The 23,247-nt window shown below is 72.7% G+C and carries 18 protein-coding genes and 1 riboswitch; of the genes, 10 read left to right on the top strand and 8 right to left on the bottom strand.

The window, feature by feature from the left end; genetic code table 11:
- Positions 1 to 290: hypothetical protein (locus tag E1266_RS38875; protein WP_207945810.1), on the bottom strand; the 290-nt coding region annotated here is incomplete at its 3' end.
- Between the two features lie 123 nt (positions 291 to 413).
- Between E1266_RS38875 and E1266_RS21510 the strand changes: the two genes are divergently transcribed.
- The 7 genes from E1266_RS21510 (at position 414) to E1266_RS21480 (ending at position 9,995) form a co-directional block, all read left to right on the top strand.
- Positions 414 to 1,928: a hypothetical protein gene (locus E1266_RS21510; protein WP_132049672.1), complete on the top strand. Its 1,515-nt coding sequence runs from the start codon at positions 414 to 416 to the stop codon at positions 1,926 to 1,928.
- Positions 1,929 to 2,061: 133 nt separating this feature from the next.
- Entirely contained in the window at positions 2,062 to 4,575 is a 2,514-nt protein-coding gene (locus E1266_RS21505) for an ATP-binding protein (RefSeq protein WP_132049670.1), read from the top strand.
- The gene (locus E1266_RS21500; protein ID WP_132049668.1) at positions 4,572 to 7,052 is read left to right on the top strand and encodes a type IV secretion system protein; all 2,481 of its coding nucleotides are present in this window, start codon (positions 4,572 to 4,574) and stop codon (positions 7,050 to 7,052) included. The genes E1266_RS21505 and E1266_RS21500 overlap by 4 nt, the downstream gene beginning before the upstream one ends.
- 42 nt (positions 7,053 to 7,094) lie before the next feature.
- The gene (locus E1266_RS21495; RefSeq protein WP_132049666.1) at positions 7,095 to 7,736 is read left to right on the top strand and encodes a hypothetical protein; all 642 of its coding nucleotides are present in this window, start codon (positions 7,095 to 7,097) and stop codon (positions 7,734 to 7,736) included.
- The gene (locus E1266_RS21490; protein WP_132049664.1) at positions 7,733 to 8,794 is read left to right on the top strand and encodes an NlpC/P60 family protein; all 1,062 of its coding nucleotides are present in this window, start codon (positions 7,733 to 7,735) and stop codon (positions 8,792 to 8,794) included. The genes E1266_RS21495 and E1266_RS21490 overlap by 4 nt, the downstream gene beginning before the upstream one ends.
- A gap of 47 nt (positions 8,795 to 8,841) precedes the next feature.
- Complete coding sequence (locus E1266_RS21485) at positions 8,842 to 9,603, top strand: Mut7-C RNAse domain-containing protein (protein WP_132049662.1); 762 nt, start codon at positions 8,842 to 8,844, stop codon at positions 9,601 to 9,603.
- Positions 9,600 to 9,995, top strand: a complete 396-nt coding sequence (locus E1266_RS21480; protein WP_132049660.1) for a (deoxy)nucleoside triphosphate pyrophosphohydrolase — start codon at positions 9,600 to 9,602, stop codon at positions 9,993 to 9,995. The genes E1266_RS21485 and E1266_RS21480 overlap by 4 nt, the downstream gene beginning before the upstream one ends.
- 473 nt (positions 9,996 to 10,468) lie before the next feature.
- On the opposite strand, the gene E1266_RS21475 is transcribed toward E1266_RS21480, so the two are convergent.
- Positions 10,469 to 11,470 (bottom strand): C40 family peptidase, encoded by a 1,002-nt coding sequence (locus E1266_RS21475; RefSeq protein ID WP_243718689.1) that lies wholly within the window; start codon positions 11,468 to 11,470, stop codon positions 10,469 to 10,471.
- Between the two features lie 7 nt (positions 11,471 to 11,477).
- Positions 11,478 to 11,614, bottom strand: a riboswitch (cyclic di-AMP (ydaO/yuaA leader).
- A 190-nt stretch (positions 11,615 to 11,804) separates the two neighbouring features.
- On the opposite strand from E1266_RS21475, the gene typA reads away from it, so the two are divergent.
- A complete protein-coding gene (gene typA / locus E1266_RS21470) occupies positions 11,805 to 13,658 on the top strand; it encodes a translational GTPase TypA (protein WP_132049658.1) in 1,854 nt (617 codons plus the stop codon).
- A 90-nt stretch (positions 13,659 to 13,748) separates the two neighbouring features.
- On the opposite strand, the gene E1266_RS21465 is transcribed toward typA, so the two are convergent.
- Positions 13,749 to 14,231 carry an FHA domain-containing protein gene (locus E1266_RS21465; RefSeq protein WP_165966155.1) on the bottom strand — a complete coding sequence of 161 codons (483 nt, stop codon included), beginning with the start codon at positions 14,229 to 14,231 and terminating at the stop codon, positions 13,749 to 13,751.
- On the opposite strand from E1266_RS21465, the gene E1266_RS21460 reads away from it, so the two are divergent.
- Positions 14,220 to 15,179 carry a hypothetical protein gene (locus E1266_RS21460; protein WP_165966154.1) on the top strand — a complete coding sequence of 320 codons (960 nt, stop codon included), beginning with the start codon at positions 14,220 to 14,222 and terminating at the stop codon, positions 15,177 to 15,179. The genes E1266_RS21465 and E1266_RS21460 overlap by 12 nt on opposite strands.
- Here E1266_RS21460 and E1266_RS21455 read toward each other — a convergent pair.
- From E1266_RS21455 to E1266_RS39500, 5 genes are read right to left on the bottom strand one after another with little or no spacing between them, the layout of a single operon-like run.
- Positions 15,083 to 15,832, bottom strand: coding sequence for a 4Fe-4S single cluster domain-containing protein (locus E1266_RS21455; RefSeq protein ID WP_132049652.1), 750 nt, complete (start codon positions 15,830 to 15,832; stop codon positions 15,083 to 15,085). The genes E1266_RS21460 and E1266_RS21455 overlap by 97 nt on opposite strands.
- A complete protein-coding gene (locus tag E1266_RS21450) occupies positions 15,829 to 17,751 on the bottom strand; it encodes an AAA family ATPase (RefSeq protein ID WP_132049651.1) in 1,923 nt (640 codons plus the stop codon). The genes E1266_RS21455 and E1266_RS21450 overlap by 4 nt, the downstream gene beginning before the upstream one ends.
- Positions 17,752 to 17,777: 26 nt before the next feature.
- Positions 17,778 to 18,905 carry a response regulator receiver protein gene (locus E1266_RS21445; protein ID WP_132049649.1) on the bottom strand — a complete coding sequence of 376 codons (1,128 nt, stop codon included), beginning with the start codon at positions 18,903 to 18,905 and terminating at the stop codon, positions 17,778 to 17,780.
- Positions 18,902 to 21,271 carry a serine/threonine-protein kinase gene (locus tag E1266_RS21440; protein WP_132049647.1) on the bottom strand — a complete coding sequence of 790 codons (2,370 nt, stop codon included), beginning with the start codon at positions 21,269 to 21,271 and terminating at the stop codon, positions 18,902 to 18,904. The genes E1266_RS21445 and E1266_RS21440 overlap by 4 nt, the downstream gene beginning before the upstream one ends.
- Before the next feature lie 12 nt (positions 21,272 to 21,283).
- Positions 21,284 to 21,778 carry a DUF4282 domain-containing protein gene (locus E1266_RS39500; protein ID WP_243718688.1) on the bottom strand — a complete coding sequence of 165 codons (495 nt, stop codon included), beginning with the start codon at positions 21,776 to 21,778 and terminating at the stop codon, positions 21,284 to 21,286.
- 604 nt (positions 21,779 to 22,382) lie between these two features.
- On the opposite strand from E1266_RS39500, the gene E1266_RS21430 reads away from it, so the two are divergent.
- The coding region (locus tag E1266_RS21430; RefSeq protein WP_132049645.1) for a hypothetical protein at positions 22,383 to 23,247 on the top strand (865 nt) is incomplete at its 3' end.

Below are 23,247 nucleotides of genomic sequence, written 5' to 3'. Positions count from 1 at the left end.
CGACACCCCAGGCCGAAGCGACCCCGCGATCCCCAGCGGCCCAGGACGCCGAGACGGCACGGCAACAGGACCCCGCCCGCCACGCGGAACGCGCCCGCGCGACCGAGTCGTCCCACGCGGCCGAGCCGCCGCGCCACCCGCAGCCCACGTCCGGGAGCGGAGCGGCGGCCCCGTCCGGTCCGCCGCGTCCCGGCGAGCCGGCCCGCCCGGCAGCCCAAGGTGAAGCGGTTCCGCCTGCCGCGGCGGCGCGGGGTGCGGAGGCCGTTCGGCCGCAGGAAGCCGCGCGTCATGCCGAGCGTGCGCGTGCGGTTGAGTCGCTCCGTGCGGCTTCGGGCGGGAGCCCGTCCGATCACCAGTCGGCGCCGCGGAGCGAGGCGGCGCGGGAGATCGGGGTTTCCGCCGAGGGGTCGGCCGTGGCGGGTTCGCCTTCGCGGAAGACCGGGGGAGAGGACGGGGACAAGAAGGTCGCTGGGCAGCGCGTGGAGCCGGTGATCCCCGCCGCGCGCACGGAGCGCGACGAGCAGGACGCGCAGAACGAGCAGGCCGGGCAGGACATGCGGGATGCGCGGGCCGGGCAGGCCGGGCAGGACGTGCAGAACGAGCAGGCCGAGCGGGACGCCCAGTCCGAGCGGGACGTGCGGGAGACGCGGCGGGATGTGCCGCGGCCTTGGGGAGGCGGGCGGCCGGAGGGGGCGGGGCCTACGCGGCCCGACATTCCCATGGTGCCCGGGGCCTTCGGGGCGCGGCCCGCCGAGACGCCTCGGATGGAGGCGCCCCGGCCCTGGTCGGAGGGGCTGTCCAAGCCCCGGCCCGCGGCGGAGGGGCCCGCGTGGCCGCCCGCCGCAGGGGCCGTTCCGGCACCGCCCGCGGCGGAGGCCGCGCCGCCGCCTGCTGCGGAGGCCGCGGCGCCTGCGGGGCCGGTCGAGGAGGAGGCGCCGCCGCGTGAGGTGCGGTCCCAGCCCGCGTCGCCCGTGCGGCCGCGGCCGCTGCCTCCGCCGCCCGCGCCGCCGCCGTCCGGTCCGGCGATCACGCCGCCGGACCCCGGGCACGAGGTCAGCGGCGGCGGGCTGCGGCGGCTCTTCCACGCCGTCAGCGGCGGGCACGGGGACGTCGACGCCGAGTACCAGCAGCGCCTGCAGCAGCCGTTCCACGGCACCCGGCACGTCGTCGTGCTCGGATGCACCGGCGGGGCGGGGCAGACGGTGACCGCGCTGATGCTCGGGCACACGTTCGCGCAGCACAACGGGGAGCCCGTGGTCGCGATCGACGTGAACCCCGGGCCGGGCGCGCTGGCGCGGCGAACGCGCAGCGACACGAACGAGACCCTGACGGGACTCATCACCCGGGCCGACCAGGTCGGCAGCCTCACCGCGATGCGCCGGTACACCTCGCAGGCCAAGTCGGGGCTCGACGTCATCGCGGCGGGCAAGAACCCGCTGCAGGCGCTCGACGACCGCGACTACGCGCTGGCCATCCGGACGATCGACAAGTTCTACTCCGTGACGCTCATCGACGCGGCGGCCGCGGTGGTCGCGCGGGTGCTGCCGTACGCCGACCAGATCGTCCTCGTGGCGCCGGCCAGCGCCGACGCGCCGCGGGCGGTCGCGATGACGTTCGAGTGGCTGGACGGCCACGGCTACGAGGAACTGCGGTCCCGCGCGGTGACCGTCATCAACGGGGTGAGCCGCCGCAGCATGGACGACGTCGAGCAGGCCGAGGCCGTGGCGCGCGGTCGTTGCCGGGCGCTGGTGCGCATTCCGTGGGATGATCACCTGAGCATGGACCGCGCGCCGCGCAACGAGCTGAAGTCGTTGCGGACGCCCACGCGGCGTGCCTATCTTGCCCTCGCCGGCGTGGTCGCCGGTGGTTTCAGCGTCATGCCCGAGCGTTACCAGGAGCTTCAGCAGGAGCAGGAGGCCACGCGATGAGCGCCCCTCGCGGGCATCGAGCGGAGACCGGGGCGGGAGGGGCGTTCCTGTCGGGCGCGCCTCAACTGGATCACCGCCCGGACCGGAAAGACTCTCTCCGGCACCCCTGCGCGGCCGCCGGGGCGCCGGGACAATGCGGTGTGGGGGTGACGGCGTGAGCAAGTCCAGCAGGCTGGCGGTGCGGTACTTCGACGACCGCGTGCTGTTCACCGACACCGCCGCCTGGGCGTACTTCCGGCTCCCCACGGTGTCGTACGAGTTCACCACCGGGGAGGAGCGCGAGGCGCTCGCCACCAACATCACCATCGCGCTCGCGGGCATCCGGATGCAGGACGCCGAGGTCCACCTGCGGATCGCGCACCGCACGTACCCGGCGGCGGACTGGGCGCTGGCGCTGGACCGGACGTCCGACGGCGGGCCCGGCTGGCGGGAGTACCTGGAGGAGTCCTACGCGCACGTGTGGTCCCAGGACTTCTGGACCAAGGAGGTCTACCTCGGGGTCCGGCTCGGGCCGCGCGGCATGGGCGCGCAGCTGTCGGGCGGGGTGCTGAAGCAGCTCCTCGGGTTCTACAAGCGCAGCGAGAACGTCCTCGGCGTCCACGACGACGCGATCGACAAGAAGGAGATCGGCCGCTGGACGGACCAGGCCGAGCGGGTCGGGCGGGCACTGGGCGGATCGGCCCTGTACGCCCGGCACGCCACCTCGACCGAGGTGGCGTGGCTGTTCCAGCACGCGGTGTCGGGGTCGCTGGCCGACCCGCCGCCGTCCGCCGTCTCCCGCAGGACGTGGGGCAAGGGCGAGATCGAGGCGCTGGTCGAGGGCGCGATCCACAACGGGCGCTCCTACCTGCGGGTGGAGCAGCCGAACTTCACCGGCGCGGGCGGCGGCGCCACGGCGGCGTCCTATGTCGCGTACCTGTCGTTCGCCCGGTTCCCGGACATGATGCCGTTCCCGGACGGCGAGCCGTGGCTCCACTACGCCGACGCGCTCCCGTTCCCCGTGGAGATCAGCGCGCGGATGAAGCTGATCCCGCCGGCGAAGGCGTCCAAGGACGTCTCGCGGAAGCTGGCGCACGCCCGCGACATGGACCAGCACATCCGCGAGGCGGGCGCGGAGGCGCCGATCGCGCTCGCGGAGCAGATCGACGCGGCGCGGATGCTGGAGCACGGCATCACCAAGGAGCGGCTGCCGTTCGTGTACGGGTGGCACCGGCTGATCGTGTCCGCGGCCACCGAGGACCTCCTCGGCCAGCGGGTGGACGCGGTGGTGGAGCACTACCGCGACATCGGCATCGACGTGGTCAACTCGACCGGCGACCAGTTCTCGCTGTTCCTGGAGTCGCTGCCCGGCGACCAGATCCGGCTGAACGCCTACGCGCAGCGCCAGCCGCTGCGGACGATCGCGGGCGGCATGCCGATCGCGACCGTCGACCTCGGCGACCGACCCGCGCCCGAGCACGACGAGGGCTGGATCGGCCCGTACATCGGGGAGACGCTCGGCAGGGCCCGCTCCATCGTGCACTTCGACCCGCTGGTCGCCGCGGCCCGGAACCGCCCGACCGCCGTCGCGATCACCGGTGAGCCGGGCGGCGGCAAGACGACGCTGGCGCTGCTGCTGATCTACCAGATGGCGCTGCGCGGCGTCACGATCGCGGCGATCGACCCGAAGGGCGACGCCGAGTCGCTGGTGCAGCTGCTGAAGTCGCGGGGCCGCAGGGCGCGGATCCTCCCGCTCGGCTCGGCGGCGCCGGGCCTGCTCGACCCGTTCTCCTTCGGCGACGACCTCGCCACGAAGAAGATGATGGCGACCGAGACGCTGCGGCTGCTGCTGCCGCGGATGTCGGAGGAGCGCGAGTCCGCGATGATCCAGGCGGTCAGCGCGGTCGCCAACGCGGACCGGCCCTCGCTCGGCCGCGTCGTCGACTACCTGGAGGGCACCGACGACCCGGCGTCCAAGAACCTCGGCGCGGTGCTGCGGTCGATGTCGGAGATGCACCTCGCGCGGCTGTGCTTCGACCCGTCCGGCGGGGAGCGCATCGACACCGCCGGCTGGACGACGGTGTTCACCCTCGGCGGCCTCACGCTGCCGGACGTCGCGATCTCCCGGGAGGACTACTCCTACGAGCAGCGGCTGTCGGTGGCGCTGATGTACCTGGTGTCGCAGTTCGCGCGGCGGCTGATGCACGGCCTCGACCGGCGGCTGCCCAAGGCGATCTTCCTGGACGAGGCGTGGGCGATCACGGCGACGCCGGAGGGCGCCAAGCTCGTGCCGGAGGTGTCGCGGATGGGGCGGTCCCGCAACACCGCGCTGATCCTCGTCTCCCAGAACGCGGGCGACCTGCTGAACGAGCAGGTCACCAACTGCCTGTCGTCGGTGTTCTCCTTCCGCTCCACCGAACGCGTCGAGGTCGGCAACGTCATGTCGCTGCTCGGCGTGGAGGCGTCCGACGAGCACAAGGCCGTGCTGCGCAACCTCGGCAACGGCGAATGCATCTTCCGCGACCTCGACGGCCGAGCGGGACGCATCGGCGTCGACCTGATCTCCGAGGAACTGCAGCGTTGGCTGGACACCAACCCGACCCGGTCCCGTCCGGGCTCGTCCGAACTGACCACCGCGGGGGCCGAGGCCGAGGAGGTCCGCCGATGAGGGGTCCCCGGGCCGGGACGGCGCGCCTGCAGCGCTCTCCCGGCGAAGGGCTCGACCGCGCGGTCCTCGGCCGCCGGTCCCGCCGGACCCGGCGGCGGCGTCCGCGCATCCGCCGCTCGGCACTGCTGCTGATTTTCATGGCGCTGTTCATGATGGGGCCGCTGTCGCCCGCGTCGGCGTCGATCCCGAATCCGGACCTGCCGACGCCGAACGACGCGTGCAGCCCGGCGGAGAACCCGGCGCCGGAGCTGTACGGGTCGGGCACCGACGGCATGATCAAGCCGCCGGACTACCCGAGCGAGAAGCTGAAGAACACCCCGGTCGAGAACCTGACGTACTACGACCGCTACGGCATGGCCGGGCAGTACTGGTACGCGGTCGACTTGGGCTGCTCGGACGCGGTGTCCATGATGGGCAACGCCGTCGCCAACACCGTGTTCACGCTCGTCCGGGCGATCGACCGGACCACGATCAGCGTCTACCAGGCGGCCGCGTCGCCGTCGCTGCTCGACTGGCTGAAGGACACCGTCGACGGCGTCATCAGCGACATGGGCGAGACGTTCAACGCGCGCTACTGGTCGTGGGTGGTCATCCTCGGGGCGATGTGGCTGGCGTGGTGGGGCCTCGTCCGCAAGCGGGCCAGCAAGGTCACCGAGGGCGTCATCTGGATGGTCGTCGCGATGGTGGCGCTCGTGTGGCTGATCGCGCGTCCATCGGACTTCACGACGCTCGGGACGCAGACGTCGGAGGCGACGAGCGCCGCGTTCAACGCCGCGTTGCCGCAGAGCACCACCGGGGGCGGAGTGTGCGTCCCGACCCCCGGAGGCCGGGCGGACCCGGCGTCGGCGGAGAGCCTGGACGAGACGACGCGCAACGCGAACAAGCTGTGGGTGGCGCTCGTCTGCAAGCCGTGGCTCCAGGGCCAGTTCGGCACGACCGATCCCAACGCGGCGATCGTGAAGGAGAACGCCGACAAGCTGCTGTGGTCGCAGGCGGTCGACCTGCCGGAGGCGTACGGTCCCAACAACGAGGCCGACCTCGGGAAGAAGGCCGACGCCTACAAGGACGTCGCCGACAACATCAGGGAAGAGCATCCCGGGGCGTATCCGCTGTTCCAGGGCAAGAACTGGGAGAACCGGCTGGCGGTCGCGTTCGGCGGCCTGTTCGCGGCGCTCGTCGCGGGCATCCTGATCATGGTCATCGCGATCGCGCTGATCGTGGTGAAGATCGCGTTCCTGCTGCTGCTGGTCGCGGGGCCGATCTTCCTCGGCATCGGCATCCATCCGGGCATCGGCCGGGTGATCGCGATCAGATGGCTGGAACTGCTGCTGTCGATGCTGCTGAAACAGGCGGCGCTGATCGGGGTCCTGTCGCTGCTGCTGTGGGCGTACGGGCTGATCCTCGGTGAGGCGCTGCCGTGGGGCCTGCAGATCCTGCTCATCGCGCTGGTGACGTTCGCGGCGTTCGTCTACCGCCGCCCGTTCCAGCACCTGTTCTCGGCGGTCGGCTACGGCGCGGTCGGGGCGCGGGAGAAGAGCGAGGCGCAGCTCAACAGGTCCGTCTCCGAGGCGCGCCGCAGCACGCTGGCGGCGGCGACCGCGGCGACGGGCGGAGCCGGGTCTGGCATCGCCCGCTGGGCGAGGCGCGAGGCGACCTCCGAGGGCGTGGCCCCCGCGACCCAGGGCGACGTGGTGCCGGGTACGGCCGTGGCGGCCGACCGGCGGTCGGCCGGCGCGGGCGAGGGCCCGTCGCCGGAGGAGGCGCCGGTGCTCGCGGCCAAGCCGCGCGGCGCGGGTGCCGCGGCGGCGCAGCAGGGCCGGTCCCGGCGCGGCGCGCCACCGCTGAACCTGCCGTCCCGCGCGGGCGCGTCCGGTGACCAGGGCGCGGACGGCGGCGTGACGGCGGGCGGCGGTGCGGGCGCCGGTACGGCCGGCGGTGTCGCGGGCGGCGTCGCCGGAGCCAGAGCGGGCGGCGGCGGACGGAAGACCGCGGGCGCGGGCTCCGGCACGGGCAACGCCCGCCCGACGTCCTGGACGGGACGCGGCGGCTCCGGCGGCGGCGTCACCGGCGGCGGCTCGGGCGGCGGCGGCCGCGGCGGCTCAGGTGGCAGCGGCGGCGGCTCAGGTGGCGGTTCCGGCGGCAACGGCTCCGGGAAGGGCGCCGGCGGAGGCGGCGGCTGGTTCGGCGGCAGCGGACGCTCGTCCGGCTCCAACGACCGCGGCCGGTCACGCCCGGGCGGCGGCGCCGGCGGCTCGGGCGGCAGCGGCGGCGGATCCGGCGGCGGTTCGGGCGGCGGCTCGAACGTCCCCAGGCCGCGGACCGGCGCGGGCGGCGGCGCCCCCTCCGCGCCCCAGCCGCAGGGCGACCGGCGGCCCCCGCCGCTCTGGAACCGCCGCGGCTCCCAGGAGGACCCGCCGATCCCGTTCTGGCTGCGTCCCGTGGACCGTCCGTCCGGTGAAGGGGGACGGGACGAGTGACCCTCGCCCGTCAGGTCTCCCGAGGATGAGGAAGACCCAGCGATGAACCTGAACGACCGGCGGCGGAAGCTGCTCTTCGCGGGACTCGTGGTGGTCCTCGCGGCCATCGGCATCTACTTGACGGTCGCCGCGCCCGCGGGCGAGCCGGACGACGCGGACGCCCGCTCGGGCGGCGCGCCCGCCACGAGCGCCCCGGCCGGCCCGGCGTCGCCGCCGCCCGGGATCGAGGGCACGATCAACGCGGGCGATTTCGACATCTACCGCCTGCTGCCGTTCTCCCGCCAGGAGTTCGCGGCCGCCGCAGACCTGGCGCAGCGGTTCGTCTCCGCCTACGGGACGTACCGCTTCGACGAGACGCCCCAGACCTATGCCGCGCGGCTGTCGGGCCTGGCCACCGACGAGCTGGGGGCCCAGCTCGAACGGGACGCGGCGACCCCCGGGCTGCTGGAGGAGCGGCGCCGGAACGAGGTCGTCGCGGAGAGCACGGCCACGCTCGACCAGGTGCGCAACATCGAGAACAACTCGGTCGTGTTCGTGGTGACGGGCATGCAGAAGGTCACCAAGGGCGGCCGCGAGAGCAGCGAGAACAGGCGGTACGCGGTGACGGTCGCGCGGGAGGGCGGCTCGCTGAAGGTGTACGCCTTCCAGCCTGCGGACGTGGGCCAGGCGGGTGACACGGGATGACGACCCGCCGCCTCCTGCTCGCCGGGGCGCTCGGCGTCGCGTCGCTGCTGTTCGTCGGGGTGGTCTTCATCCCGATCCTGTTCGGCGCGGGGCAGTTCATGTTCGGCGGCAGCGTGAGGTCCAACTGCGTGGACGTCACGCGGGCCGGTTCCCAGCCCGACGCGGCGGACGACGCGCAGGCCATCCCCGCGAACTTCCTCGGCCTCTACCGGAAGGCTGGGGAGAAGTACGGCATCCCGTGGAACGTGCTCGCGGCCGTCGGCAAGGTCGAGACCGACCACGGCAGGTCGCAGCTCCCCGGCGTGAGCAGCGGCGAGAACTACGCGGGCGCGGGCGGCCCCATGCAGTTCCTCGCCCCGACGTTCAAGTCGTACGGGGTCGACGGCAACGGCGACGGCCGCAAGGACCGCTACGACCCGGAGGACGCGATCCCGTCCGCCGCCAACTACCTCAAGGCATCCGGCGCCCCGGAGCGCATGCGCACCGCGATCTTCGCCTACAACCACTCGTGGGACTACGTGAACCTCGTCCTGGACTGGGCCAAGAAGTACGTGGGCGGCGAGTTCGAGGTCGTCCAGGCGAACGGCATCAACTGCGAGGACAACGAGCTGCCCTCGGACGTCGGCGGCCTCGTCCAGCGGATCATCAAGTTCGCGATGGCGCAGCGCGGCAAGCCCTACGTGTTCGGCGCCAACGGACCGGACGCGTGGGACTGCTCCAGCCTCATCCAGGGCGCCTACCGGACGGTCGGCCTCGACATCCCCCGCACGACCTTCCAGCAGTGGCCGTTCGGCGTGAAGGTCGACAAGGGCAAGGAGCAGCCCGGCGACCTGGTGTTCTTCAACTCGGGTCCGGGCACGTCGGCGAACAACCCCGGCCACGTCGGCATGGTGATCGGCGACAACAAGATGATCGTGGCGAGCTGCTCGACGTGCGTGCCCGCGATCGGCGTGAAGCCCTACAAGCGCTCCGACTGGGTGGGCACGACCCGCCCGCTCGCCAGGCCCGACTTCAAGCGCAAGGTCAGCGAACTGGCCGCCGACCGCCCGGGCGGCTGACGGACCCGGGACGGATATTGCGGCGGGGATTCCGCGTTCCGCGTGGCATGCTGATCGTCGTGGAGCCCGAGCTGACGATCCGCCTCGCCGACGAACTGCTGATGTTCCTGCCCGCCACGCGGCGGGCGAGCGTGAGCCGCGTCGCCTGCGACGGGACCTCGACGCTGGGGCATCTGGTGGAGTCGCTCGGCGTGCCGCTGCCGGAGGCCGGCCCGATGACGGTCGGCGGCGAGCCCGCCGACCCGTCGATGCGCCCGGCCGCCGGCGCCGACGTGCGCGTGGAGGCGGTGCCGCGCCCGCAGCCCGTCCCGCTGGAGCCGGGCCAGGACGCCCCGCGCTTCGTCCTCGACGTGCACTTGGGCACGCTCGCGCGCCGGATGCGCCTCCTCGGCCTCGACACCGCCTACCACAACGACATGGACGACCCGGCGCTGGTCGTCCAGGCCAACGACGAGGGCCGCGTCCTGCTCACCCAGGACCGCGGGCTCCTCCGCCGCCGCGCACTGTGGTTCGGCGCGTACGTCCGCGGCGCCCGCCCGGACGACCAGCTCCGCGACGTCCTGGACCGGTTCGCGCCCGTCCTGCGCCCGTGGACCCGCTGCACCGCCTGCAACGGCGAACTCGTCCCGGTCGACAAACAGGAGATCGAGGACCACCTGGAGGCGGGCACGCGCCGCTCCTACGACGTCTACGGCCGCTGCGCGAACTGCGGCCAGCTCTACTGGCGCGGCGCCCACGGCGGCCACCTGGAGCGGATAGTCGAGGACGCGACACGCCTGCTCCAGTCCGTCCAGGAGGGACCAAGATGAAGAGGGCCGACCTGGTCATAGTAGGAGCGGCGATCCTCTCCGAGGGCCGCCTCCTGAGCGCCCAACGCGCCGAACCACCGCACATGGCAGGCGGCTGGGAACTCCCGGGAGGCAAGGTCGACCCCGGCGAGTCAGACGAGAACGCCCTGATACGTGAGTGCCACGAGGAACTGAACATCAAGGTCAGCCTGCAAACCCGAATAGGCGGCGACTGGCCCCTCTCCGATACAACCGTTCTCCGAGTCTGGACCGCCAAGATAGTCGAAGGCGTACCCCAACCCCTAGAACACCTAGCCCTACGCTGGCTGACCCCAGACGAGCTGTACGACGTCGACTGGCTACCAGGCGACCGCCCAGTAATAGAGGCCCTAGCAACCCACGGCCTGACTTAACCCCACCCCCCGCGATGCACTACCCACGAACGCTAATTAGGACGAACCCGGCAGACGTGGTCGGTCGGCCGCATACCGTCACCGGCAACCGGCGACAACGGGTACGCCGACATCAGCCCACGTACGCACGGACATCAGCCACCACCGCAACCCCGCGACAACCCAAACCGTCGCGATTGCGTCCGAAGGCAGGTTTCGAGCGAAGCAAGAAACCTGATCGCGCAGCGAGCCGCTAGGCGAGTCGAAGCGATGCAGCGATCGCACGCAGTGCCCGCCGAAGGGAAGGCGCTCCAGCGCCTGACTGCCAAGGGCAATGCAATAAACACCGCCCGATCGCGCAGCGAGCCGCTAGGCGAGTCGGAGCGATGCAGCGATCGCACGTTTTTTGTTGGTTAGGGCCCCCAGGGCCCTAACCAACAAAAAACAATAAATACGAGGGCTTCCTACCGCGCCGCAGGAAGCCCTCGTACGTCTCAGGTGATGCGGTTGGCGCCCGCGTAGTCGGAGCGGTCGGACAGCCTTGAGATCTTCACCACATCGCCGGTCCGGGGGGCGTGGACGTACTTGCCGTCGCTGAGGTAGATGCCCATGTGGTGGAGGCTGCCGCCGAAGTAGACGAGGTCGCCGGAGCGGAGCTGGTCTCGGGGGACCTTGGTGCCGAGGCCGTAGAGGGCGCCGGTGTAGTGGGGGAGGCCGCGTTTGCCGACCTGGGCGTAGGCCCAGACGACGAGTCCGGAGCAGTCGAAGCTGTTGGGGCCGGAGGCGGCCCACACGTAGGGGGAGCCGAGTTTGCCGAGGGCCTTGCGGGCCATGTCGGCGGGGAGGTCGGAGCCCTTCACGGTGGCGCGGAGGCCGCTGCGGGGGTCGCTGACGCGGGTCGTGGTCAGCTTGTCGAGGCGCTTCATGACCTCGGCGACCTTTTTCCGGGCGGCTTCGCGGGCCGCCTTGGCGTCCGCGGTGGCCTTCTCGACCTGGGCGGTGGTGGCTTCGGCGGTGCGCTGCGCGGTCTCGGCCTGCTGGATCTGCTTCTGCAGGGAGAGGACGGCGTTGGCCTGGCTCTGGGTGAGGAAGGCGCGTTCGGCGAGGCCCTCGGGGGAGCCGTCGGCGCCGAAGATCACGTCGGGTGCGCCGGTCATGTAGTTGACCGCGGCGAGCCGTCCGAGCTGCTCGCGGGCGGGGGCGGCCTGGGCGCGCAGGAATGCGGCCCGCCTGGCGGCGGCGCGTTCGGCCTGCTGCGCCTTGCCGAGGTCGACGCGGGTCTTGTTGTACTTCTCGGTGAGGATCTCGGCCTCTTCGTTGAGCGCGTCGAGGCTCTTGCGTAGCCCCTCCTCCGTCGTCGGAGTGGGCGTCGGGGACAGCCGGGCCGGTGCGGCGGCGTGCGCGGTGACGGGTGAGGCGGTGCCGAGGCCGATCAGGAGCATCGTGGCCGTGGTGGCGGGCGCGATGCGGCGCCACCGTCGGGGGGCCGGAGCCAAGCCGGTCTTCTCCTCTCCTCGCGCGCCTACCGGGTTAGCTGACGGGTTCGGGCGGGGAGATCGCCCTACGACGTGCGTCGATTCACCCCAGGGACCTGGGTCCCCGGCTCTCCCGACACGCGGGAGATTAGGCGCTCCGGCCGCAGTCCCGGGGGCGGGACTCCGAACGACCGGATCTCGGGCAGATTACAAAGAACGAGCAAAGTTGGCGAATCGGGGGCCCTGGGACGGACCGGACGACCGCTGCAGGGCGGGCTGCGGGCGCGGGCAAGTAGAATGAGTCAGTGCCGCGCTCTGCGGCGATCCCCGTTCTCTCAGCCAAGGCGAGCCTCGCATGCCCAACTCCACGCGCGACGACCTCCGTAACGTAGCGATCGTCGCCCACGTCGACCACGGGAAGACGACGCTCGTCGACGCCATGCTCTGGCAGTCCGGGGCCTTTCGCGAGAACCAGCAGGTCGACGACCGGGTGATGGACTCCGACGATCTGGAGCGCGAGAAGGGCATCACCATTCTCGCCAAGAACACCGCGGTCCTGCACAACGGGATGACGATCAACATCATCGACACCCCGGGGCACGCCGACTTCGGCGGCGAGGTGGAGCGCGGGCTGTCGATGGTGGACGGCGTCGTCCTGCTGGTGGACGCCAGCGAGGGCCCGCTCCCGCAGACCCGGTTCGTGCTGCGCAAGGCCCTCGCCGCGCGGCTTCCGGTGATCCTGGTCGTGAACAAGACCGACCGCCCCGACGCCCGCATCGACGAGGTCGTGGACGAGACGTACGAGCTGTTCATGGACCTCGACGCCGACGAGGAGCAGATCGACTTCCCGATCGTCTACGCGTCGGGGCGCGCCGGGCGGGCCTCGCTGGAGAAGCCGGGCGACGGCGAGATGCCGGAGGGCGAGGACCTGGAGCCGCTGTTCAAGGTCATCACCGAGACGATCCCGGCGCCGTCCTACGACCCGGACGTCCCGCTGCGGGCGCACGTCACCAACCTGGACGCCTCCAGCTACCTCGGCCGGATCGCGCTGTGCCGGGTGCACGCCGGGACGATCAAGAAGGGGCAGCAGGTCGCGTGGTGCCGGCATGACGGCACGGTCGAGCGCGTGAAGATCACCGAGCTGCTGATGACCGAGGCGCTCACCCGCAAGCCCGCGCGGGAGGCGGGGCCGGGCGACATCATCGCGATCGCCGGCATCCCCGACATCATGATCGGCGACACCATCGCCGACGCGGACGACCCGCGCCCGCTGCCGCTGATCACCGTGGACGAGCCCGCGATCTCGATGACGATCGGCACGAACACCGGGCCGATGGCGGGACGCGAGAAGGGCACCAAGGTCACCGCCCGGATGGTCAAGGACCGGCTGGACCGCGAGCTCGTCGGCAACGTGTCGATCCGGGTGCTGCCGACCGAGCGGCCCGACACGTGGGAGGTGCAGGGCCGCGGCGAGCTGGCCCTGGCGATCCTGGTGGAGAACATGCGCCGCGAGGGCTACGAGCTGACGGTCGGGAAGCCGCAGGTGGTCGCGAAGGTCATCGACGGCCGCAAGCACGAGCCGGTCGAGCGGCTCACCGTCGACATCCCCGAGGACCACCTCGGCGCCGTCACGCAGCTGCTGGCCGTCCGCAAAGGCCGGATGGTCCAGATGACGAACCACGGCACCGGCTGGATCCGGCTGGAGTTCCTGGTCCCGGCGCGCGGCCTGATCGGGTTCCGCACCGAGTTCATGACCGAGACGCGGGGCACCGGCATGGCGCACCACGTGTTCGAGTCCTACGAGCCCTGGTTCGGGGAGCTGCGGACCCGCCCGTCCGGGTCCCTGGTCGCCGACCGGGCCGGCGCCGCCACCGCGTACGCGATCATGAACCTGCAGGAGCGCGGGACGTTCTTCGTCGGTCCGACGACCGAGGTGTACGAGGGCATGATCGTCGGGGAGAACTCCCGGGCCGACGACATGGACGTCAACATCACCAAGGAGAAGAAGCTCACGAACATGCGGTCGTCCACCGGTGACGAGCTGGAGCGGCTCACCCCGCCGCGGCTGCTGTCGCTGGAGGAGGCACTGGAGTTCTGCCGCGAGGACGAGTGCGTCGAGGTGACGCCGCGCTTCGTCCGCATCCGCAAGGTCGTGCTGGACGCCAAGGAGCGCGAGCGCACGCGCGCCCGCACCAAGCGCGCCGGCTGACACCCGCCGGGCCGGCGCGACCCGGCCCAACCAACGACAGAGGGCGGCCCCCGGTTCACGTGAACCGGGGGCCGCCCTTTGACGTGCTGCTCAGGCCAGCTGGACGGTGCCCGTCACGTCGGCGGCCAGGCGGAGCTGGTCGCCGTCGCGGAGGGGGGCCTCCACGCCGCGGGGGAGTCGTTCGCCGTTGACGAAGGTCCCGTTGGTGGAGCCCTCGTCCCGCACCCAGGCGGTGCCGGACGGGTCGAGCCACACCGTGGAGTGGCGCCGCGACACGTTGTCGTACTGCGTGAACGTCGACGCCACGGGGGACTGGCCCGCGTCGCGGCCCAGCACCAGGTGCTGCCCGACGGAGACCTTCAGCTCGCCCGTGGGGAACTGCACGCGCAGGATCGGCGTGCCCTTCCCCGGGAGCGGCCGCAGGCACGACTCGCACTGCGCGGCGCCCGGGTTGGACAGCACCGCCTCGCAGTAGGGGCACATGAACGCCGTGCCGCCCGGGTCCGCGCCGGGGCGCGGGCCCTGGTTCTGGTCGGGGGGCAGCAGGGTCGCCTCGCGCCCGTGCGGCGGCATCGGCGGCTGGCCGCCGCCGTGCTGCGGGGGCGGCGCCCCGAAGCCGTGGTCCGCCGGACCGGGCTGCGGCATGCCGAACTGGTCCTGGGGGGCGTACTGGTCCTGCGGCTGGTACTGCGGCTCGCGCTGCTGGTACTGGTCCTGCGGCGGCGGGAACTGCTGCTCCTGCGGCTGCCCGTACTGCTGCTCGGGCTGGCCGTACTGCTGCTGCGGCTGGGGTGCGCCCCACTGGTCCTGCTGGGGCTGCTGCTGGGGCATGCCCCACGGGTCCCCGCCCGGCTGCTGATGCTGCATGGGCGGCTGGCCGCCGCCGTGCTGCGGCTGCCCGCCCTGCTGGTTCGGGGGCTGGCCGTACTGGGGCTGGCCGTGCTGAGGCTGGCCGTGCTGCGGTTGCCCGTGCTGAGGCTGACCATGCTGGGGTTGGCCGTGCTGAGGCTGACCATGCTGGGGTTGGCCGTGCTGAGGCTGACCGTGCTGCGGCTGGCCGTGCTGGTCGGGCATGGGCGGTGCGCCCCACGCGTCCGGCTGCGCGGGCTGCTGCTGCGGCGGGCCCCACGGGTCCTGCGGCTGGCCGGGCGGGCCCGGCTGGTGCGGGGCCTGGTGCTGCGGCGCCTGCTGCTGGTAGGGGTCGTGCTGAGGTGCCGGCTGGTACGGCTGGCCGTGCTGCCCCGGGGCCCCGTACTGCTGGCCGCCCTGGGGGCCCTGCGGCGGGTACCCCTGCCGCTGCTGGTCGTCGTACCCGCCCGGCCCCTGCTGCCGGTGGGCGCCGCCGCCGGCGCGCGCCAGGTTGGCCCCGCAGCTCATGCAGAGCAGGTCGCCCGGCTGGAACGGCTCGTCACAGACAGGACAGTTCAAGGTCGCCATGACACATCCCCCGAGCGCACGCCGGCGCGGTCGAGCATCGACGTGAGCTGCTCCATGTCACCTCTTCGCGGGATCCCGATGTAGTACACCCGCCTTCCCTCCGGCCCTTCGTCCACGGACACCTGTACTCGGGGCCCTGTAGCCTTCTCAGTCTTCCCGATGCCGGCCAGTGCTCCGTACCGCTCGTGCCCCAGCGGGGACAACGGAACGACACGCTGGTTGGCCGACCCCCTCCAGAGTAGAGAGCCGTCCTCGGCGTGTCCCCCCTCGGGGTTGAGCCGGTCGACGTACGGCCCCGTGACCACGGCGTCGCACATGTCCAGGATCTCGCGCGTCCCGCCGCTGCGGGCGAGCCGCGAGTAGACATATCCGCTGTAGACCAATATGTCCAACGCAATCGTCTCACGGTCGCGGTTCTGTCGCCACGCGCGTATGCCCTTCAGCAGAGCCGCCAGCGCGGCCGGCTGCTGGAAGGGCTCGCCCCCCGAAACGGTCACCCCGTCCACCGGTCCGGGCAGGGAGTCCAGCCAGCCCAGGACCGCTTCGACGGGGACGGCCTTACCCGGATCCGCGTCCCATGTGTCCCGCGACAGGCAGCCGTGGCAGTGCAGCGTGCAGCCCTGCGTCCAGATGCCGGCGCGGGTGCCGGGGCCGAGTGTGGTCACCGGGTAGTGCGCCTTGGCGAGCAGCAGCGTCGCGGCCGGGTCGACGTCGCCCGTCCGGCCCTCGGGGGTCACGTGAGGTCCAGATGGACGATGCCGCCCTCGCGGCGTATGCCGGTCACGGTGATCTTCTCGTCCGGGCCGAGCTCCCGGTCGAACAGCGCGCGCGCCAGCGGGTTGACGAAGTGCGACTCCAGCGCCATGCCGATCCCGCGCCCGCCCTTGTCCAGCTCCTCGGTGCACCACTCGCGGAGCGTCGCCAGCGGCTCGCTCTTCACGGTGAGGACGAGCCGGTGCTCGTCGGTGACCCTGCGGCAGATGTTCGCGAACTGCAGATCGAAGATCTTGTGCGCCGCCTCGGCGGAGATGAAGTCGAACACCACGATGTTGTCCCCGAACCGGTTGAGCAGCTCCGGCCGGTTGAGGACCTCGGTGAAGTGGTCGGCGACGGCGCTCTTGATGCGGTGCTGGACCTCCTCGTACGACATCCCCGGTGTGATGTTCTGCACCCTGGTGCCCATCCCGGGGTCGTGCGGCGACGCGTCGCGGAGCGTTAGGTCCCGGCCGGGGACGAACATCCCGAGGTTCGAGGTGAAGATCAGGATCGACTCGGAGAAGTGCACGGTGTTGCCGCGCCCGTCGGTGAGCCGGCCGTCCTCCAGGATCTGGAGGAACTTGTCGAGGATCCGCGGGTGCGCCTTCTCGATCTCGTCGAACAGGATCACCCGGAACGGGTCCTCGCGGACGGCGTTGGTCAGCTCCCCGCCCGCCTCGTGCCCCACGTACCCGGGCGGCGACCCGATCAGCCGGTCGCCGGAGCCCTCGCCGGAGAACTCGCTCATGTCGAAGCGCAGGTAGGCGGACTCGTCCCCGAAGACCAGCTCGGTGATCGCCTTGGCCAGCTCGGTCTTGCCGGTGCCGGTCGGCCCCGCGAAGAACAGCACGCCGCGCGGCCGGCTGCCGGACCGGGTCGCCTGCGCGCCCGACAGGCCGAGCACCGCCCGCTTCAGTATGTCGAGGGTCTTGGTGACGGCCTGCGGCTGCCCGATCACCCGCTCCGGGACGCGCCGCTCCCCCTCCAGCACGCGGCGCCGCAGGTGGCCGCGGCTCCACGGGTTGTCGAGCACGCCGAGCTTGTAGGTGCGGACCGCGTCCGGCAGGTCGGCCAGGTCGACGTTGCGCTCCTTGGCCAGCCGGGTCACCTCGATCATCGACTGGAGGGTGAGCCCGTCGGCCTGCTCGGCGAACGCGTCGCACGCCGCGGCGGCGACCTCGTCCTCCCCGACGTCGCTGACCCCGAAGGCGCGGGCCAGCAGCCGCGCGGTCTCCTGCCGGTCCCCGAGGTGCGGGCGCGGGATCGTGATCTCGCGGATGGTCTCGTTGTCGGTCGTCAGCCACGGCGGGAGGTCGCCGGGCCGCTCCACCAGCCACACGATCGGGTTGTAGAGCGGCTTCGGCCGCGCCCCCGTCACCCGGACGGGACGGGCGCTGCGCGACAGCTTCGCGCAGACCCGGAAGAAGTCGCGCTCGGCGGGCTCCAGGTCGGTCGGGGTCCGGGCGATCCGCGACGCCGAGTCGATCACGAACGCGGCGCGGACGTTCTCCTTCGGCCGGGCCATCGCGGCCAGCAGCCGGGTCAGCGCCTCCAGCGACGGCTTGTCGTCCGGCTTGAGCTTGCCGAGCAGCCGCTCGGCGGCCTGCGCCGCCTCGTCCCCGCCCGGCTCGCCGGGGCCGGGGATGACCTGCAGCCCGTCCACCGGGTCGTAGACGGCCATGAACGACGCGCCGCTCGACCGCAGCGTCTCCCACAGCAGGGCGCGCAGCGGCAGCAGCTGCCCGTGCCCGCCGCCGTCCGCGGCCGGGGTCAGGAAGCTGTCGTACAGGTTGCCCGACAGGACGTACTGGGAGTGCACGGAAAGGGTCGCGTCCAGCTCCCGGATGAACGGCGGCCATCCCTGCAGCCGCCCCCCGAGCGTGGGCGATTCAATGCTCATACCTGCTCCCCCGGCAATCCCGCACCTCAGTTGTGACGCTCGCGGTGGCGCTCGCGTTGGCTCGCACGGCCCCTAGTCTGCCCCGGCCGGGCCGCCACCGGCAGTTCGCGGACGCCGGGCTCCAGCCGCCACGCCACGTCCGAGCGGATCCCCGCGTCGCGCAGCCGGTCGCGGGCGGCCTCGAACGCCTCGCACCACTCCCGCTCGCGCTCCACGTCGACGCGGCGGTCGTCCTCGCTCTCGGCGGGCCGCTCGCGCACCATCGACGCCCGGACGTGCGCGGCGTCGTCAACCTTCATCTTCACGCTGTGGTCGGGCCAGGCGCCCTTCGTCAGCGTCAGGGTGCCGTCGTCGGCGGTCAGCGTCTCGAACCCGGCCTGGACCTCGTACCCCATGTCCTCGAACGCCGCGGTGATCGAGTCGAGGACGTAGCGGCGCTCGGCCGCGGCCTGCTCGGCGGCGTCCCGCTCGGCCGCGCGCCGCCGCTCCTCGGCGCGGCGCTCCTCGACGCGGCGGTTGGCGTCCTGGATCCGCAGCCGGACCTCCTGAAGAACGTCCTCGGCCTCCTCCGCCGTCCCGGTCCCGGCGAGCAGCCCGGCCGCCTCCGCGACCGCCCGCCGCTCCTCCTCGGCCGCGTCCGGCAGCAGCCGCGCCATGATCCGTTCGAGGTTCCGCCGGACGTCGTCCCCGGTGGGCGGCGGCGGCGCGCTCTTGCCCGTCTCGGCCTTGAGCCCTTCGGCGGGGGCCGTGAAGATCTGCGTGGCGACCTGGGCGGCGAGGTGCTCCGACAGGCGGCGCTCGGCCTCGTCCAGCAGGGGGTCGGTGGCGGCGCACCAGGCGGTCAGCTCCGCCGCGGACCGCTCGCCGGGCTGGAGCCGCTCGGGCAGCGCCGCCTCCGCGCCGATCTTCGCCGCGGTCTCGGCGAGCGCCGCGATGCGGGCGTTGCGCTCCACGACCTCCCGCAGGGCCCGCTCGTGCGTCTCGACCTCGGCCAGGGCCGCTGCCCGCGCCTCCGCGCGCCCCTCGGCGAGCGCGGCGAGCGCCTCCGCGCCCCGGCCCGCCAATCCCGCGCCGTGCCCCAGGACCCGGTTCATGCCCAGGCTGAGGACGACCGCGGCGTCCAGGACGACCTCCGCCTCGATCCCGCTGCTCAAGAGCTTCCTCCGATCGTGCGCGCTTGGCGCCACTGGTGCAGCCTGACGCCCGCCCCCACGCCGTGGGATGCGGGACCCACGATGAGGAGGAGCAGCCAGAGCATGCTTGCGATGGACGTCAGCGCCCCAACCAACAGCATGAGAATCAGCAGCGGGATCGTAATGGCGAGGAGCAGGAACCCGCAGCCGCGCCGCCCGGTGCTCCGCGCCGCGCCCGTCATCGTCTGCGACGCCTTCGACAGGCCGCGCCCGCTCGCCCCCAGGAAACCGGAGAGCATCGACCACGGCCCGTGCGGCAGGTAGTCCTTGCCCTGCGCGCGCGCCACGAACAGTTCGCTGCCGCAGTGCACCGCCCAGGCGAGCACGGAGAAGACGGCCAGGACGCCGAACGGGATGCCCGAGGACGATTTCTGCAGCCCGACCGAGGAGGTCCCGCCGCCGTCTCCGCCGCCGAACAGCGAGCCCACGACCCAGCTTCCGAGGAGCCAGAAGGCGAGGAAGGGCAGCGTCCAGAGCACGGCCCGGGTCATCGCCGAGCTGCGCCCGGCGAGCCGCTCCCGTTCCCGCTCGTCCCAGTGCGCGCGGAGCGCCTCGTCGCGCTGCCGGGCCGCCGCCAGCTCCCGCGCCCGCGCCTCGGTCTCCACGACGGCCTCGGGCGCGGCGAGCGTCACCGCGAGCAGCCGCAGCGGGTCGTCGCCCGCGCCGTCCGCCAGCCACGTGAACCACGGCACCGGTTCGGCCATCGCCGCGCGGGCCCGCGCGGCGCCCTCGGCGATCAGCCGATGGGTCTCGGCGGGCCGCGCCGCCAGGGCGAGCAGCGTGAGCAGGACGGCGGGCGGATCCTCGGCGCCCGCGTCGGGCAGCCGCCGCGCGAGGCCCGGCGGCATCCCGTCCTGGCCGCGCAGCCAGCGCGCGAGGTCGTTCCAGGCCGCCACGTGCGCGCGCCACTGGTCGTCGATCCGGCCCAGGTCCTCGCCGGTGTCGAACCCGGCCAGGACTTGCAGCAGGTGCTGCTCCCAGAGCGCCCGCCCGATGAGGCACGCGGTCCGGTGGTCGGCGTGCCGGCGGTCGTCGGCGAGGACGGCGAGGCCGGGCAGGTCGCCGGACGCCAGCCGCCGGCCGAGGAAATGCGGGGGGAGCGCCGGGTCCAGCCAGCGGACCAGGTGCAGCAGCTTCACGTCGGGGGGCAGCGCCGTGGTGAGGTACCCGTCGACGAGGCCGATGCGGCTGTCGTCCGGTATGCCGGCGAGCCATTCGCGCAGGCTCCGCCACGCCTCGCCCGTCTCCCCGTGCCCGAAGAAGTACCGCGCGGCGTGGTCCCAGTTCTCGACGAGCGCGCGCGCCAGCTCGTCCCGGCGGGTGTAGCGGTGCCCCCTGAACGGGAGCCCGGCGCCCGTCCCGGGCTCGGCGCTCTCCTCCGCGACGGCCGGGGAACCGCCGTCCAGCCACTCGGCGACCTGCTCGCCCGCCCACCTCTTCCGGGGGTCGCGGGCCAGCAGCCCCCGGCACAGCAGCCGCAGCCGCGGGTCGGGGACGTCGTCCGCGCTCACCGGGCGCGTCGCCAGGTGGTCGACGACGACGGTCTCGCTCAGCCCCTCGAACGGCGGCCGGCCGGTGGCCAGCTCCCGGACGATCATGCCGAGCGACCACCAGTCGCGGGCGGGCGACACCTGGCCGGACAGCGACTCCGGCGCCGCGTAGGCCAGCGTCCGCGACGACGACGCGAACACCACGCTCTGGTCGAGGACCCTGCTCAGCCCGAAGTCGGCGATCGCCAGCCGGACCGGGTCGGTGCCCAGCACCAGCACGTTCTCCGGCTTGAGGTCGCGGTGGACGATGCCCGCGCGGTGCAGGGCCGTCAGCCCGGCCGCGAGCTGCGCCGCGATCTCGCCCGCCGTCTCCGCCGGCAGCGGGCCCCCGTCCATCAGCGTGCGGAGGTTGCCGTCCGGCGCGTACGCGGCGACCTCGTAGTCGCGGCCGTCCGCGTGCCCGGTCTCCAGGATGCGCAGGACGTGCGGGGAGTCCAGCGCGGGCAGCTTCGCCCAGACCTCCCGGTCCGCGCGGTACCCGCGGCGGAAGATCTTGGCGACGAACTCGGCGCCGTGCGCGTCCCGCACGAGCAGCAGGTCGGACTCGGCGCCCTGCACGGGCAGTTCCGCCACCGCCCGGTACCGCTCGCCGAGCACCGCGGGGAGCCGCATCAGCGGGTCGGCGGCCGCCTCCCCGTCCCGCCGCGTCTCGGATGCCGGACGCGGCCCGGGGACGCGGTCGTCGCGCCGCGTCGCCCCGGCTTCGGACCCCGTGTCGCGCCGCGTGTCCCGTGGTGGGGGACCGGCACCGGGCCCGGTCCCGTCGAACTCGCCCACCGGCTGCTCCGCCTAGTCCTTGTCCTTGATGACCCGCAGGTACTCGCTGATCTTGAACTGGTTGATCACGAACTCCATCAGGACCCGGACCGCCAGCATCTGGAAGAGCCACATGAACGGTGCGGTGACGAGCAGCAGGAGACCGAAGAACGTCGCGTCCTGGGCGAGCCAGTCGAGCCCGTACCCCGCCATCAGCAGCGCCAGCAGCGTGATCGGGACCAGCGAGATCACGTAGATGAGCTTGACCAGGCGCACGGTGATCATGTGGTCGAAGTTCATGTCGAACAGCGCACCGAGGATGCCCTTGCCCGCCGGATCGCGCGGTGGCGGCGTCCAGTCCTGCTGCTGGTCCTGCGGACCGTACGCCGGGTCGGGTGGGCGAGGGCCGGGGACCGCGCCCGGTTGCGGGAACTGCGGGTGCTGCTGGGGCGGCGGGCCGTACGGACCTCCCGGCGGTCCGGGCGCCGGCGGGTGCTGAGGGTGACCGGGGTCCGAAGGATTCGTCATCGCCGTCGTCTCCAGTTTGGGGCCGCCTACAGGAAGACTCTAGAGCCTGTGTCCGGCGGCCGTCTCACCTGGCACATTAAATAGTCCACTATTCAAGTATTTGTGCCGGAGTGGGCCGGGGATTCATGTCCAGGGTCCTGGGACCCAAAGTCATGGCCGACTGTGGACTATTGTCTGATCGTTGATCAGTTGTCCGGCTTCCGGGAGAATGGCGTGGGGCCGTGCCACCCGCGGGAGGCGAAGTGAGCGTGCTGCACCTGGGGCGGGGGCGGTCGAGCATGCACGAGGAGATTTCCGGCGGCCGTGCCCGTGCCCGCGCGGGCACCACTGCGGTCATCGTTTTCCCAGGTAGTGCGGTCATGTCAAGATCCCCCGAGTGCGTTCTTCCGGGTGGTGGAACCGCGGGAAAGCGGGCGGCATCGAAGAATGCGGCACCACGGTTCCATTACGGTTCTTCCGCCGGCCGGGTGAATCGCCCGAGTCGCGGCGACCGTGGTGACCAACGCCAGCGCACCCGCCGCCGGACGAGAAACGATGATCGATCGTCCGCCGCGCAGAACAGGAGGGGCGGCCCGGTGAGGCCCGACGACGAGCCGAGGCGCCCGTGACAGCGGTCGTACTCGCGGGTGACTTCCCCAGCACGGGCATCCTCCAGGCCACCGTGGCCTACCGGGTCGGCCTGGACGGGGGCGACGAGGCGTGCGCCGCCTTCATCGACCACGTGGCGTACGCCCTCGGTCAGCGCGGCGCCGTGCTGGTGGTCTACCCGTCGTGGAAGGGCGAGCGGGCCCGCAGGATGGTCCGGCTGGCCCGGTCCGCCCTGCTCACCGACCGCGTCGCCGGCGTGCCGCTCGACGTGCCGCCGCTCGCGCTGTCGCTGATCGCCGACCAGCTGGCCTTCGCGTCCGGCTACGCGCGGCCCGGGGTCCTCGCGAGCCTCGCCGGGCGGCTGTGCGAGAGCGTCTACGCCGGGGCCTGGGTGAACAGCGTCGCCCGCATGGAGCACATCAAGACCGGGCTCGGCGCGCACGTGTCGTCCTACCTGCCGGGCAACGGCTTCGCGGTGTCGGCGGGGCCGCGGCCGGCGGTCCACCGCATCAGCGCCTCCAGGCCCGTGCCGGAACCGGCCACGCGCCCGGCCGATCCGGTGCTGATGCTGTTCGGCCACGAGAACGGCGACGTCGAGTGGCTGCAGCACCGGCTGCGGCCGGTGATCGGGGCCGTCTCGGTGACCGCGGTCGCCGCCCAGCCGATGAGCGCCGAGTACTGGGGCACCAGGAAGTACGCGGAGTTCGTCGCGTTCAGCGGGCACCCGCAGGCGCTGCAGAGCCTGCTCGCCGGTTCGCCCTACCGGTCCTGCGGATGGTGCGGCGAGCCGACGGCGCTTCCCGAGTGCCCGTTCTGCTTCATGGTCCAGCCGGGCCCCGACGCGGCACCCGCCCCTGGCCCCGCGGCAGGACGGGCCTCCC

It is taken from the genome of Actinomadura sp. 7K534 (assembly GCF_004348575.1).
In the GTDB taxonomy this organism is placed as follows: domain Bacteria; phylum Actinomycetota; class Actinomycetes; order Streptosporangiales; family Streptosporangiaceae; genus Spirillospora; species Spirillospora livida.
The sequence above is the reverse complement of the archived record's forward strand: the minus strand, read 5'-3'. Positions and strand labels throughout refer to the sequence as shown.